The 13585-nt window shown below is 72.6% G+C and carries 12 protein-coding genes; 4 read left to right on the top strand and 8 right to left on the bottom strand.

Annotated features, from left to right (window positions below):
* Nucleotides 1–94: 94 nt before the first annotated feature.
* Together ACFYR3_RS35055 and ACFYR3_RS35050 are read right to left on the bottom strand one after the other, a co-directional pair.
* On the bottom strand, nt 95–757 hold the full coding sequence (locus ACFYR3_RS35055) for a response regulator transcription factor (protein ID WP_019073943.1): 663 nt from the start codon (nt 755–757) through the stop codon (nt 95–97).
* A gap of 281 nt (nt 758–1038) precedes the next feature.
* The gene (locus tag ACFYR3_RS35050) at nt 1039–1716 is read right to left on the bottom strand and encodes a DUF3000 domain-containing protein (protein ID WP_355851336.1); all 678 of its coding nucleotides are present in this window, start codon (nt 1714–1716) and stop codon (nt 1039–1041) included.
* A 185-nt stretch (nt 1717–1901) separates the two neighbouring features.
* On the opposite strand from ACFYR3_RS35050, the gene hemE reads away from it, so the two are divergent.
* The gene (hemE, locus tag ACFYR3_RS35045; protein WP_355851333.1) at nt 1902–2969 is read left to right on the top strand and encodes a uroporphyrinogen decarboxylase; all 1068 of its coding nucleotides are present in this window, start codon (nt 1902–1904) and stop codon (nt 2967–2969) included.
* 19 nt (nt 2970–2988) lie between these two features.
* On the opposite strand, the gene ACFYR3_RS35040 is transcribed toward hemE, so the two are convergent.
* A complete protein-coding gene (locus ACFYR3_RS35040) occupies nt 2989–3807 on the bottom strand; it encodes a rhomboid family intramembrane serine protease (protein WP_355851330.1) in 819 nt (272 codons plus the stop codon).
* Nucleotides 3808–4019: 212 nt separating this feature from the next.
* On the opposite strand from ACFYR3_RS35040, the gene ACFYR3_RS35035 reads away from it, so the two are divergent.
* Nucleotides 4020–4352: a hypothetical protein gene (locus ACFYR3_RS35035; RefSeq protein WP_355851327.1), complete on the top strand. Its 333-nt coding sequence runs from the start codon at nt 4020–4022 to the stop codon at nt 4350–4352.
* 402 nt (nt 4353–4754) lie between these two features.
* Here ACFYR3_RS35035 and ACFYR3_RS35030 read toward each other — a convergent pair whose 3' ends face one another.
* Nucleotides 4755–6194, bottom strand: coding sequence for an FAD-dependent oxidoreductase (locus ACFYR3_RS35030; protein ID WP_389286018.1), 1440 nt, complete (start codon nt 6192–6194; stop codon nt 4755–4757).
* A 33-nt stretch (nt 6195–6227) separates the two neighbouring features.
* The gene (locus ACFYR3_RS35025; RefSeq protein ID WP_355851479.1) at nt 6228–7286 is read right to left on the bottom strand and encodes a DUF4349 domain-containing protein; all 1059 of its coding nucleotides are present in this window, start codon (nt 7284–7286) and stop codon (nt 6228–6230) included.
* Nucleotides 7287–7565: 279 nt separating this feature from the next.
* On the opposite strand from ACFYR3_RS35025, the gene hemG reads away from it, so the two are divergent.
* Complete coding sequence (hemG, locus tag ACFYR3_RS35020; protein WP_389285937.1) at nt 7566–9056, top strand: protoporphyrinogen oxidase; 1491 nt, start codon at nt 7566–7568, stop codon at nt 9054–9056.
* A 4-nt stretch (nt 9057–9060) separates the two neighbouring features.
* Nucleotides 9061–9792 carry a hydrogen peroxide-dependent heme synthase gene (hemQ, locus tag ACFYR3_RS35015; protein WP_355851321.1) on the top strand — a complete coding sequence of 244 codons (732 nt, stop codon included), beginning with the start codon at nt 9061–9063 and terminating at the stop codon, nt 9790–9792.
* A gap of 217 nt (nt 9793–10009) precedes the next feature.
* On the opposite strand, the gene ACFYR3_RS35010 is transcribed toward hemQ, so the two are convergent.
* From ACFYR3_RS35010 to ACFYR3_RS35000, 3 genes are all read right to left on the bottom strand, one after another.
* Nucleotides 10010–11590, bottom strand: coding sequence for an alpha/beta hydrolase (locus tag ACFYR3_RS35010; protein WP_389285935.1), 1581 nt, complete (start codon nt 11588–11590; stop codon nt 10010–10012).
* Between the two features lie 121 nt (nt 11591–11711).
* On the bottom strand, nt 11712–12527 hold the full coding sequence (locus tag ACFYR3_RS35005; protein ID WP_356782638.1) for a TIGR04222 domain-containing membrane protein: 816 nt from the start codon (nt 12525–12527) through the stop codon (nt 11712–11714).
* Between the two features lie 133 nt (nt 12528–12660).
* Entirely contained in the window at nt 12661–13428 is a 768-nt protein-coding gene (locus tag ACFYR3_RS35000) for a DUF4142 domain-containing protein (protein ID WP_389285933.1), read from the bottom strand.
* Nucleotides 13429–13585: the final 157 nt, after the last annotated feature.

The raw sequence follows: 13585 nt of genomic DNA, 5'->3' as shown, positions 1-13585 counted from the left end.
AGTCAGGTACGCGCAAGACCCGGTTCACACGCCGGGGAAGCGGCCACAGGGCTGGGGAGGCGTGAGGCAGGGCGCGGTGGTGTCGGGGGAGGGATCAGTGGATGATGCCGGTCCGCAGGGCCACCGCGACCATCCCGGCGCGGTCGCCCGTGCCGAGCTTGCGGGCGATGCGGGCGAGGTGGCTCTTGACGGTCAGTGCGGACAGGCCCATGGAGACGCCGATGGCCTTGTTCGACTGGCCCTCCGCGACCAGTCGAAGGACCTCGACCTCTCGGCCGGACAGCTCGCGGTAGCCGCCCGGGTGGCTCGGGGCACCCGGGGGGCGGCGGTGCATACGGGCGGCGGCCGAGCCGATGGGCGCGGCGCCGGGCCGGGTGGGGAGCCCGACGTTCGTACGGGTGCCGGTGACGACATAGCCCTTGACGCCGCCCGCGAGGGCGTTGCGCACGGCACCGATGTCGTCGGCGGCGGAGAGGGCGAGGCCGTTGGGCCAGCCCGCGGCTCGGGTTTCGGAGAGGAGGGTGAGGCCGGAACCGTCCGGCAGGTGGACGTCGGCGACGCAGATGTCACGCGGGTTGCCGATTCGGGGACGGGCCTCCGCGACGGACGACGCCTCGATGACGTCGCGCACTCCGAGCGCCCACAGATGGCGGGTGACGGTGGAGCGGACCCGGGGGTCGGCCACGACCACCATGGCGGTCGGTTTGTTCGGGCGGTAGGCGACCAGGCTTGCGGGCTGCTCGAGGAGAACGGACACCAGGCCTCCTGGGGTGCGGGACGGGACCGGCTCTGGGGGGGGCGAGCCAGGACGAACCGTGCTTTCAAGGTCACAGACGTCTTCGGCATCAAACCCATCGACCTTTAGAGAATGATCACGATGTGATGAGTAACAATCCGTGCAATTCGGACACGCGATCGATCATCCGAAGATCGAACCGAGTCGTTCCACGTCGATACGCGGCCGAAAGTGGTCGTATCGACATTCGGCCGGTAAGGAAACGGAAAGGGCGCGCGCGTCGGCGCGCGCCCTTGTGGGGGTCAGCGGGACTGTGGTCCCCGGCGCTGCGGCAAGGTGACCACCGAGGCGTCACCCGGAGTCACCGGCGGCAGTCCGGCGATCTGGCACAGCAGGTCGCACCAGCCCGCGAGGTGCGCGGCGGTGTCCGGGACGCCGCCGAGTCCCTCCCGGGGTGTCCACGACGCGCGGATCTCGATCTGCGAGGCGGCCGGGCGCTCCGCGAGCCCGCCGAAGTAGTGCGAGCTCGCGCGCGTGACGGTGCCGCTCGCCTCGCCGTAAGAGAGACCGCGGGCCTGGAGCGCGCCGGTCAGCCATGACCAGCAGACCTCGGGGAGCAGGGGGTCGGCGGCCATCTCCGGTTCCAGCTCCGCGCGGACCAGGGTCACCAGACGGAAGGAGCCCTGCCAGGCGTCGTGCCCGGCCGGGTCGTGCAGCAGGACGAGGCGGCCGTCGGCCAGATCCTCGTCGTCGGCGACGACCGCGGCCTCGAGCGCGTACGAGTACGGAGCCAGGCGCTGCGGTGGTCGCGTCGGGTCGATCTCGATGTCCGGCCGCAGCCGCGCGGCCTTCAGCGCGTCGACGGCCGCCCGGAAGGGCAACGGGGCCGTCTCCGCCGCATTCCTGTCCTCCTCCTTCTTCTCCTTCGCGTCGTCCATTCCGCCAGCGCCGTCCGACAGTCGTCCCTGAGCCGCAGCCATGCCGGGAAGATTAAGGGGAACGGAGCCCGCGCGCAGGGAGAGACACCCGTGCGTGGGACCCCTGTCCGGATCGTGCCGCGCGGACACCGCCCCGCGGGCGGCCCGTCCGCAGGGCCCGAGCCGGGGCGGCGGGCGCACCGGAGCCCGGGACGGGGATGCCCGTGAGCCGTGGGAGACTTTCCGTCGTGAGCGCCAACCACAGCCCCGCCGGGCAGCAGCCGACAGTCACGTACGAGTCCGCCTTTCTCAAGGCGTGCAGGCGCGAGCCCGTGCCGCACACGCCCGTCTGGTTCATGCGGCAGGCCGGTCGCTCACTGCCCGAGTACCTCAAGGTGCGCGAGGGCATCCCCATGCTGGAGTCCTGCACGCGGCCCGAGCTGGTCGCCGAGATCACCCTCCAGCCGGTGCGCCGGCACAGCGTGGACGCGGCGATCTACTACAGCGACATCGTCGTCCCGCTGAAGGCCATCGGCGTCGACCTGGACATCAAGCCGGGCGTCGGCCCGGTGGTCCAGAACCCGATCCGCACCCGCGCCGACCTGGCCCAGCTGCGCGATCTGACCCCCGAGGACGTCTGGTACGTCACCGAGGCCATCGGGCTCCTGACGGCCGAACTCGGCGAGACCCCCCTCATCGGCTTCGCGGGCGCGCCGTTCACCCTCGCGAGCTACCTCGTGGAGGGCGGTCCGTCCAAGAACCACGAGCACACCAAGGCGCTCATGTACGGCGACCCGCAGCTGTGGGCCGACCTGCTCGACCGCCTCGCCGAGATCACCTCCGCCTTCCTGAAGGTGCAGATCGAGGCGGGCGCGAGCGCCGTGCAGCTCTTCGACTCGTGGGTCGGCGCCCTGGCCCCCGTGGACTACCGCCGCTCGGTGATGCCCGCGTCCACCAAGGTCTTCGACGCCGTCGCGTCGTACGGTGTGCCGCGCATCCACTTCGGCGTCGGCACCGGTGAACTGCTCGGCCTCATGGGCGAGGCCGGTGCGGACGTGGTCGGCGTCGACTGGCGCGTCCCGCTCGACGAGGCCGCCCGCCGCGTGGGCCCCGGCAAGGCGCTCCAGGGCAACCTCGACCCGGCGGTCCTGTTCTCGACCACCGAGGCCGTCGAGACCAAGACCCGCGAGGTGCTCGACGCCGCCGCCGGTCTGGAGGGCCACGTCTTCAACCTCGGCCACGGCGTCCCGCCGAGCATGGACCCGGACGCGCTGACCCGCCTGGTGGAGTACGTCCACACGCAGACGGCGCGCTAGGGCTCCCGTACCCGCCCGCTCACCAACTGTGCCGCGCCTGTCTGCCGAACAGCAGGCGGCGCGGTTCCGGTGGTGGCGGGGTGCCGGGGCGCAGCGGCCAGGCCAGGAGCATGCCGGCCAGGAAGCCGACGACGTGCGCCGCGTAGGCCACGGTGCCGGCGGCGGGCACGGCGGCGCCGGACGAGTACGCCGCCTGGAGCACGAACCAGAAACCCAGCACGAGCCACGCTGGCAGCCGGAGCGGCAGGAACACCAGGAACGGCACGAGCACCCAGACCCTGGCTCTCGGATACAGCACCAGATAGGCGCCGAGGACCCCGGCTATCGCCCCCGAGGCGCCGATCAGCGGGTCGCCCGAGTCGTCGTTCACCAGGGCGAAGCCGTACGCCGCCGCGAAACCGCAGGCCACGTAGAACAGCGTGAAGCGCACATGTCCGAGCCGGTCCTCGATGTTGTTGCCGAAGATCAGCAGGAAGAGCATGTTGCCCAGCAGATGCAGCCAGCTCCCGTGCAGGAACATCGCCGTCAGCACCGACAGCGGCGGCGACTTGTCGTAGCCCGGCGGACCCACCGCACAGCCCGACCCGTGCGGCCCACCGCCGACTTCCCCGGTCGGCACCAGCCGGGGCATCCGATGATGGATCAGTTCCTGCGGCACGGCCGCGTAATGGTCCATGAACGCGTGCAGATGACACAGCTGCGACTGGGCGCTGTCCCCCGCCACCGATCCGGCGAGGCCGGGGGTGTAGAGGAACACGAGGACATTGGCGGCGATCAGCGCGTACGTCACATAGGGCGTGCGCCGCACCGGGTTCACGTCATGGACGGGAATGACCACGAGGAAGTACTGCCCCCGATGTGCGGGGTGAATCCGCGCTCGGCCGCGCCAGGGGGGTGCGCCCAACTGCCCGGCGGCCGACGCGGTTTCCCGTCGAACACACTGAACACCTGTGCCCCCGCGGCCGTATGTCTCCTCGACCGCCCGCGCCGCGCCGAAGACGCGCCGCGGGTACGACGACGCGACGACGTGAAGACGTGAGGACACAGGCCATGAGCGACCGAGTTACTCCTCCGATGCATGCCCTGCCCGACGGCGAGGCGGAAATCGCCCTGGTGCTGCACCTCCCCTGGGAGGACGTCGCCGCGCTCGGCCAGGAGGCCGGACGGCTCGCGGCCCGGATGCAGCGGCCCGTGACCCTGGACGAGGCCGTCAGCCACCGCCTGCGCTCCTCCCGTTCGGCGGCGCACGCGAAGCCGGCCCAGACCCCGCCCGCGGTCACGGCGGCCGGCTCGGTCTCCTCGCTGCCGCCCCGGCCGCCCGCCGAGCAGGCCCGGCAGGCGATAGACCGCATCAACGGGACGGCCGGGCACGAGTCCGCCTAACCGGCGCGCGGGCCGCCGCACGCGCCGTCGGCCAGGTGCGCCACCCGCCAGGCAGGGCGGCCGACGCGCCTTCCCGTGCGTGCGACGGGGGGTCGTTCTGTGTGGTGCCGCGGCTGCGACAGGGCGCCGTGGGGTGTGTTCCCGCGCCCGGGACGGGGCGCCGTGGGGTGTGTCGCCGTTCCCGTGACGGAGTGCCGTGGGGTGTGTTCCCGTGCGTGACAGGGCCCCGTGCTGTGTGGCTCCGTGCCCATGACGGCGCGCCGCGCTCCGTACTTCCCGCGCCCGAGAGGGTGCGTCGTGCCGTGTGCTCCCGTGCCGGTGACAGGACGCCGTGCCCCTGTGTTCCCGTGCCCGGGACGGGGCGCCGTGTCGCATCCCCCCGCCCGTCACGGGCGGGACCCGTCATCGGTCGCCGTGCCGCACCTTCGACACCGCCTTGCGGGCCGCCACCAGGACCGGGTCCCAGACCGGGGAGAAGGGCGGCGCGTAGCCGAGATCCAGCATCGTCATCTGTTCCACCGTCATGCCCGCGGTCAGCGCCACCGCCGCGATGTCCACGCGCTTCGCCGCGCCCTCCCGGCCGACGATCTGCACGCCGAGCAGCCGCCCCGTGCGGCGCTCCGCGAGCATCTTCACCGTCATGAAGGCGGCGTCCGGGTAGTAGCCCGCCCGGCTCGTCGACTCGATGGTGACGGTCTCGAACCGCAGGCCCGCCCGGTGCGCGTCCTTCTCGCGCAGCCCGGTGCGGGCGATCTCCAGATCGCAGACCTTGCTCACCGCCGTGCCGACGACACCGGGGAACGTGGCGTATCCGCCGGCCACGTTGGAGCCGATCACCTGCCCGTGCTTGTTCGCGTGGGTGCCCAGCGCGATGTGCCGCTCGCGCCCCGAGACCAGGTCGAGCACCTCGACGCAGTCGCCGCCCGCCCAGATGTTCTCGTGCCCGCGCACCCGCATGGCCAGATCGGTGAGCAGCCCGCCGTGATCGCCGAGCGGGAGCCCCGCCGCGCGGGCGAGCGTCGTCTCGGGGCGTACGCCGATGCCGAGCACCACCACGTCCGCCGGGTACGTGGCGTCGTCCGTGACGACCGCGCGGACCCGCCCTCCGTCGCCGGTGAGGAACGCGGTGACCTCGGCGTCGTCGACCATGGTGATCCCGAGGCCCTCCATGGCGGCGTGCACCAGGCGGCCCATGTCCGGGTCGAGCGTGGACATGGGTTCCTTGCCCCGGTTGACGACCGTCACCTCGTAGCCGCGGTTGATGAACGCCTCGGCCATCTCCACCCCGATGTAGCCCGCGCCGACGACCACGGCGCGGCGGCCCCCGGTCACCGCCAGCGTGTCGAGCAGGGCCTGCCCGTCGTCCAGCGTCTGCACGCCGTGCACGCCCGGCGCGTCGGCGCCCGGCAGATCCGGGCGGACCGGACGCGCGCCGGTCGCGATCACGAGTTTGTCGTACGACGTCCACGCCTCGGCCCCGGTGTCGAGGTCCAGGGAACGCACCCGGGCACCCGCAGTGTCGATCTCGGTGACCTCCGTACGCATGCGCAGGTCGATGGCGCGCTCACGGTGTTCCTCGGGGGTCCGCGCGATCAGCCGGTCGCGTTCGGGGACGTCGCCGCCCACCCAGTACGGGATACCGCACGCCGAGTACGACGTGAAGTGGCCCCGTTCGAACGCCACGATCTCCAGCTCGTCCGGACCGCGCAGCCGGCGTGCCTGTGACGCGGCGGACATGCCCGCCGCGTCACCGCCGATCACAACCAGTCGCTCCCGGGCCCGCGCCCTGCCGCCCGTGCCATTCGTGCCACCCGCACTGCCCGTACCGCTCGCACCGTTCATGCTCATGCGAACACGCTACGGGGGCACGGCACTTCAGTCCTCCTTGCCACCTGCCGAGGACCCGTCGCTCGCGGGCGGGGCGGCCTTCGGCGCGGCCGTGGTCCCCGAAGCCGGACCGGAAGCCGGGTCCGAAGCCGGGCGGGACGCCGGAACCGGGGCCGCCGACGGACTCGCCGCGGGACCGGCGGGCGTACCGGAAGCCACCGTCGGGGCCGGAACCGAAGCCACCTCCGGGGCCGGGCCGCGGCGCAGCCGGGGGCTCACTCCGCGCGTCCACACCAGGGCGATCAGGGCGAGGACAGCCGCGAAGGGGAGTACCGCCCCGATCGCCAGGGCCAGCCACCGCACGATGGTGACCAGCACGTTCCAGCCACCGGAGAGCGCGTCCAGGAAGCCCGGGTCCGCGTCCTTCTGCGCGGCCTTCTTCACCGGGGTCTCGGACAGCGAGAGCGTGATCGTGGCCAGGCTCGTACGGTCCTTCAGTGTCGCCTGCTGGGCGAGCAGCGCCTCCAGGTCGGACTCCCGGCTGCTCAACTCCCCTTCCAGGGCGACCACATCACTGAGCTTGGTCGCCTGGTCCATCAGTTCGCGGACCCGGGCCACGCTCGCGCGCTGCGACTTGACGCGGCTCTCCACGTCCACGACCTGATCGGTGACGTCCTGTGCCTTGGCCGTCCGCTCGACGACCTTGCCGGCGCCCTCCAGATCGGCGAGTACCTGGTCGTACCGTTCGCTGGGCACCCGCAGGACGACGCGGGTGCGCTCGTGACCCCGCCCGTCGCGGGTGGTGGTCTCGGCGCCGACGTAACCGCCGGCGTTCTCGGCCGTGGCGCGGGCGTCGTCCAGAGCCTTGGGCACCTCCTTGACCACGACGGTCAGCGAGGCGGTGCGGATGATGCTGTTCGCGGTCACCTTGGTCGGGGCGGCCTTGGAGCCCTTCGAGCCGTCGCTCCCCGCGGCACCCGGCGCCACCTTCTCGGCGCCGGCGCCGGCGTCGTTCGCGCTTCGTGCGTCCGGGGCGGCCGGCTTGCTGTCGGCGCTTCCCGTCGCATTGGCGCCGCATCCCGTCAGCGCGAGCGCGGACACGAGCAGCACCCCCGCCACGACCCGGGCGGGGCGGACGCGAAGGACAGGCAGTACCGGTGATGCGGATGAGACGGACGGGACAGGTGAAGCGGCTCGTAGCGGATGTCCGGAGCTGCGTGTGTGCATGCGGGCCTACCCCCAGGGTGGTGACGACTGACGGTTCTTCGACGCCGGAGGAGTACGGGACGTTGGCGGGATCCGGTCCCGATGCGGTCACGGTCCGGACTCGCGCGGGACACCGGGCTCCCTGCCGGAGGTGTCGGTGCGGTTTGAGAAGGTGGAGTCATGCGCGAAGAGGACACTCGTACCCGTTCGGAACACGTCGTGGTCGTCGGCGGAGGCATCGCGGGGCTGGCCGCCGCCCACCGCCTGCTGGGGCGGGGCGCGCGCGTCACCGTCCTCGAGGCGTCGGACCGCCTCGGCGGCAAGCTGCTGACCGGCGAGATCGCGGGCGCGCGCGTGGACCTCGGTGCCGAGTCGATGCTGGCCCGCCGCCCGGAGGCCGTGGACCTCGCCCGCGAGGCCGGACTCGGCGACCGCCTCCAGCCGCCCGCCACCGCGACGGCCTCCCTGTGGACCCGCGGAGTCCTGCGCCCCATGCCCAAGGGCCATGTCATGGGTGTCCCCGGCAGCGCGTCCGCCGTCGCTGGCGTCCTCTCCGAAGAGGGCCTGCGCCGCATCGAGCGCGACGCCGACCTGCCCCGCACGGAGGTGGGCGAGGACATCGCCGTGGGCGAGTACGTGGCGGCACGCCTCGGCCGCGAGGTCGTCGACCGTCTCGTCGAACCCCTCCTCGGGGGTGTGTACGCGGGCGACGCCTACCGCATCTCGCTGCGTCTCGCCGTCCCCCAGCTCTACGCCGCCGCCCGCACGCACACCTCCCTCACCGAGGCTGTGCGCGAGATCCAGGCCAAGGCGGCCGCCGCCGGGCAGACCGGCCCGGTGTTCATGGGCATCGACGGCGGAGTGGGCCGACTGCCGCTCGCCGTCGCCGAGTCGGTGACGGCACGCGGGGGCGAGATCCTCACCGGGACACCGGTGACCGAACTGCGCAGGACCGCGCCGACCGGGCCCGGCACCGACGAGTCGGCGCGCCCGGCCTGGCGCGTCGTCGCCGGAGACCGGGTCCTGCACGCCGACGCGGTCGTCCTCGCGCTGCCCGCCCCGGCCGCCGCCGCGCTGCTGCGGGCCGAGGCCCCCGCCGCGGCGGCCGAGCTGGCCGCCGTGGAGTACGCGTCGATGGCCCTGGTGACCCTCGCCTACCGGAGTGAGGGCATCACCCTCCCCGAAGGAAGCGGTTTTCTGGTGCCGCCGGTCGACGGGCACACCATCAAGGCGTCTACCTTCGCCTCCCGCAAGTGGGGCTGGATCGCCGACCAGGACCCCGGTCTGCTGGTGCTGCGCACCTCCGTCGGGCGGTACGGCGAGACGGAGGTGCTCGGCCGCTCCGACGACGACCTCGTCCGGGTGTCCCGGCACGACCTGCGGGAGGCGACCGGACTCGACGCCGTGCCGGTGGCGACCCGGGTGACGCGCTGGGACGACGGACTGCCCCAGTACCCCGTCGGCCACCACGCGCGTGTGGCCCGCGTCCGTGAGCACGTCGGCAAGCTGCCGGGCCTCGCGGTCTGCGGCGCGGCCTACGACGGGGTCGGCATCCCCGCCTGCATCGCGTCCGCGTACGCCGCCGTCGACCGGATCGACGGCGACGCCCGTGCCCTGGACGCGCTGCGGGCCAACCCGGTGCAGAGCCTGCACGGCGGCGCGGGAGAATAGCCCCATGAGTGACGACGCCCCCACCACCGAGTCCGGCAGGGTCCCGAACAAGGGCAAGCTGGCCAAGGACCTCAACGAGGCCATCCGCTACACCCTGTGGTCCGTCTTCCGGCTGAAGGACGTGCTGCCCGAGGACCGCACCGGCTACGCCGACGAGGTCCAGGAACTGTTCGACCAGCTCGCCGCGAAGGATGTCACCGTCCGCGGCACCTACGACGTGTCGGGGCTGCGGGCCGACGCCGACCTCATGATCTGGTGGCACGCCGAGACCAGCGACCAGCTCCAGGAGGCGTACAACCTCTTCCGCCGGACGAAGCTGGGCCGCGCCCTGGAGCCGGTCTGGTCGAACATGGCGCTGCACCGGCCCGCCGAGTTCAACCGCTCGCACATCCCGGCGTTCCTCGCCGACGAGACGCCCCGCGACTACGTCAGCGTCTACCCCTTCGTGCGCTCCTACGACTGGTACCTGCTGGCCGACGAGGACCGCCGCCGGATGCTCGCCGACCACGGCAAGATGGCCCGCGGCTACCCCGACGTGCGCGCGAACACGGTCGCCTCGTTCTCGCTCGGCGACTACGAGTGGATCCTCGCCTTCGAGGCCGACGAGCTCTACCGCATCGTCGACCTCATGCGCCACCTGCGCGCCTCCGAGGCCCGGATGCACGTCCGCGAAGAGGTGCCGTTCTACACCGGCCGCCGCAAGGACGTCGCCGAGCTGGTCGCGGGCCTCGCCTGACCGTCCCAGCAAAAAAGAGGCGGGCGCCCCTCCGGGGACGCCCGCCTTCAGGTTTTCGGGATCCCTGTCAGGGCGCCTCCCGGACGGTCTTCGCGGTCCCGGAGTGCTCGGCCGCCCTGGACGACGCCGTGCCCCTCGCCGAAGCCGCGCCCTTCGCCGACTTCGCCTGCTTCGCGCCCTTCGTCCCCTGGGCGCCCCCGGCACGGTCGACCGGTGGCTACGGCGTCGGCTCCCGGCGTGGTGCGCACGCCGCGCTCCCCTCGGGGAGCCGGCCCTCCAGCAGGTAGGCGTCCAGATAGCCGTTGACGCACTTGTTGGGGCCACCGGCGATCCCATGGGTACCGGCGCCGTTCTCGGTCACCAGCACCGACCCCCACAGCCGCCGCTGCAACTCCTTGGCACCGTCGTACGGCGTCGCCGCGTCCCGCTCGGCGGCCAGGATCAGCGTCGGGGGCAGCTCCCCGGGCAGCGTCCGTACGTCGAGCGGCTTCTGCCGCGGCGCGGACCAGTAGGCGCACGGCAGATTCATCCACACGTTGTCCCAGGTCTCGAACGGCGCGACCCGCGCGAGCCGGGTGTTGTCGCGGTCCCAGGTGCGCCAGTCGGTCGGCCAGGGCGCGTCGTTGCACTCCACGGCCGTGTAGACCGCGTTGCCGTTCTCCTGCTCGGCGGCCGCCTCCGGATGCGGTCCGGCCACCTGGATCAGCGGCTTCGGGTCACCTTTCAGATAGGCGGACAGCGCCAGCGCGCGCTGCGGCCAGTAGTCGTCGTAGTACCCGGCCTGCAGGAACGCGCCCTGCAACTGGGCGGGTCCCACCTTGCCGCCCGCGGGCGAGGCGGCCAGCCGCTCCCGGGCCTTCTCGTAGGAGCGCTGCACCTCCTCGGGCGTGCGGCCGAGCTTGTACACCTTGTCGTGCCGGGCCATCCACGCGCGGAAGTCCGCCCAGCGGACCTCGAACGCGGCCGACTGGTCGAGGTTGTTCTGATACCAGACCTTCTCGGGTGCGGGGTTCACCGCCGAGTCGAAGACCATCCGGCGTACGTGCGAGGGGAACAGCGTCGCGTACAGGGAGCCGAAGTACGTCCCGTACGAGGCGCCCATGAAGGTCAGCTTCCGCTCGCCGAGCGCGGCGCGCAGCACGTCCAGGTCACGGGCGTTGTTGAGCGAGGTGTAGTGGCGCAGGGCGGCGCCGGAACGCCGGGCGCAGCCGCGGGCGTACGCCTTCGCCTCCGCGATCCGTGCCTTCTTGTACGACTCCGAGGGGACCGTCGGGGACTGCGAGGGTGCCTTCGGCGGGCGCTTGGGGTCCCGGCAGGACAGCGGCGCGGAGCGGTCGACGCCGCGCGGGGCGTAGCCGACGAGATCGTACGCGGCCCCGATCCGCTTCCACTCGGGGAGGAAACCGATCAGTGGGAAGTACATGCCGGAGGCGCCGGGACCGCCGGGGTTGTAGACGAGGGCGCCCTGGCGCGGCACCTTCCGCTTCGAGTTGTGCGGGTCCTTGGCGGTGGCCTTGACGCGGCTGACGGTCAGTTTGATCCGCTTGCCGTCGGGGTGGGCGTAGTCGAGGGGCACCGTGACCGTGCCGCACTTGAGGTTGGCCGGCAGATGCTCCTCCTTCGCGCACGTGCCGAAGCGGATGCCGGCGGCCGCGGCGCGCTGGGCGGCGACGGCGGTGCCGCGCGCCTCCGCGGGGCCGGCCGGGCCGGGCCGGGCCGGTGCGCCGCCCGCCGGAGCGGCGAGGAGCCCGGTCAGGAGCAAGGACCCTGCGGTTCCGTGGAGGACAGCAGCTCTCATCGCGAATCCCTTCAGCGCGCGGCAGCGACAAAAGGGATGCTTCGTTCGGCAGTTGGCGAAGTAAAGCACCGGCCGCCGGTGTCGGCGCCAATGACCCCGATGCGCCCCCCTGGGGCGCCCTTCAGCCCCCTGGGGTCCAGCCGGCCCCCTGCCGCCAGGCGCCGTGGCCGGTGCCGTGGTCCCGGTGCGTCAGGGCCGCCCGTACTTCCGGCTCGCCGATCGCGCGAATGCCGCGTACGGCGACGGATGTGAGGTACGTACGGTCGTCGCCGGATGCGTCGGAGTGCCGGGCCAGGGTGCCGAGCAGCCGCTGTCCGGCCGGGGAGGCCCAGCGGGTGTAGGGGTGCACCTCGATCCGGGCGATGGCGAGACAGCTCACCGTCAGAATGAGCGGGAGCATGAACCAGACGGCCACCGGAACCTCGCTCCCGGGGGACTGCCCAGGCAGCAGCAGGGCCGTGGCCGCCAGCGCGAGGACCGCGGCCGCTGCGGCCCGGACCTGGCGGACGGCCTCCGCGACGGTGGTGCGGGCGCCGTCGGGGACGGCGAGGCCGGCCGCGACCAGGTGGTCCGCGAGACGGCGTACCGAGTCGGCGCCGGCGGTGGTGGCCCGCACCGGCGCTATCCGGGACTGGCCCTCCGGGCCGATGGCTCCGATGACGGAGCGCTCCATGTCGTCGCGCCCGCGCGGATCCACCACCGTCGCCCAGCCGGTGTGCGCGAGCAGCAGCCGATGCTGCCGGGCCATCGACACCAGGGTCAGATCGGCCACCCGGGCCGGGCCGCCGGACAGGAACGCCGCCTCGTACAGCGTGAGGTCGTGCCCGCGCGGCGCGTCCGCGTCGAGCGTCGCGGCGTGCACGGCGGCCAGGCACAGCCGGGTGCAGGAGATGGCCGTGGCCGCCCAGGCCAGGAGCAGGAGAAGGACCCAGAACATGGCGTTTTTCTATGCGAAGTACCGGGTTGGCGCCATGCCTTATTCACTATGTGGGACGGAGCCGTTGTGGGTATGTGACGTTCCGTTTGCCGGGCGGCGTCACGGGGCGTCCGAGGCTGTGCGGACACGCGATCTAGGAAGCTGACGTCGGGTTGGGGCGCGCGGCGGCCGGTGGGAGTGGGTAGCCCGAGGACGGGGCCACCGGGACCGGCGACGACGGGGACCGGACCGGGTCGGGCGGCGCGGGGGAGTTGGTGAGCGGCGGCGGGCTCGCGGTCGCCGTGTCCTCGGCGAGCGCGTCGAAGTCCACGTAACCGGTCGATTCCAGGACCTTGATGTGGTCGAGCACGGTGGTGTTCGCGTCGTCGGCGAGATCGCGTACGAGCGAGTTGCGGGTGTTCGCGCGGACCTGGGCCACCAGGGCGAAGACCTTGCCGTGCGCCTTGCGCAGGATGTTCGCGAAGTCCTGGTCGTACTCCGTGCCGTGCGCCGCGCTCAGCGTGGTCAGCCACTGACGCTGCTGCGGATTGGGCTGGTTGGGCAGCTCCAGGCTGAGCCGCGCGGCGACGTTGCGGACACGGGCGTCGAGGAACGTGTGCCCCTCGATGAGGTGCTCGCCGGCCGTCCGTACGGCCTGGGTGGTGCCGCGCTCCTGGGCCTGCTGGCCCGCCGGCAGCTCCCAGAGCCCGGCCAGCCGGACCCTGGTGACGAAGTCCCGGTCCAGGGCCGAGAGCGGACCGAACGGGGTCGGCACGGTCTGCGCGTTCAGGGTGTCCAGGCCGGTGCCGGCGCGGTCCGCGTACGACCAGATCGGAAAGGCCAGCGCGACCAGGGTCGCCAGCAGAGCGGCGATGATGAGCCCTGTTCCACTGACCGATCCGGTGCGGTTGTTGGATCGCATGGTGCCTCCTGTTGCGGCACCGCACGCTAATGCGCTTCGGGTGCGGGTTGGCCTGCTACTGCGGGTGCTACGCCAACTGCCGTACGGGAAGAATGGATTGAGCGGAGGGTGGAAGGCGTTGGTTGCGGGGGTCCGGGCGTACGTCATACCGCCCTGA

It is taken from the genome of Streptomyces sp. NPDC005784 (assembly GCF_042871525.1).
Lineage (GTDB): Bacteria > Actinomycetota > Actinomycetes > Streptomycetales > Streptomycetaceae > Streptomyces.
Note: the sequence above shows the minus strand (reverse complement) of the source record. Positions and strands in the feature narration are given on the sequence as shown.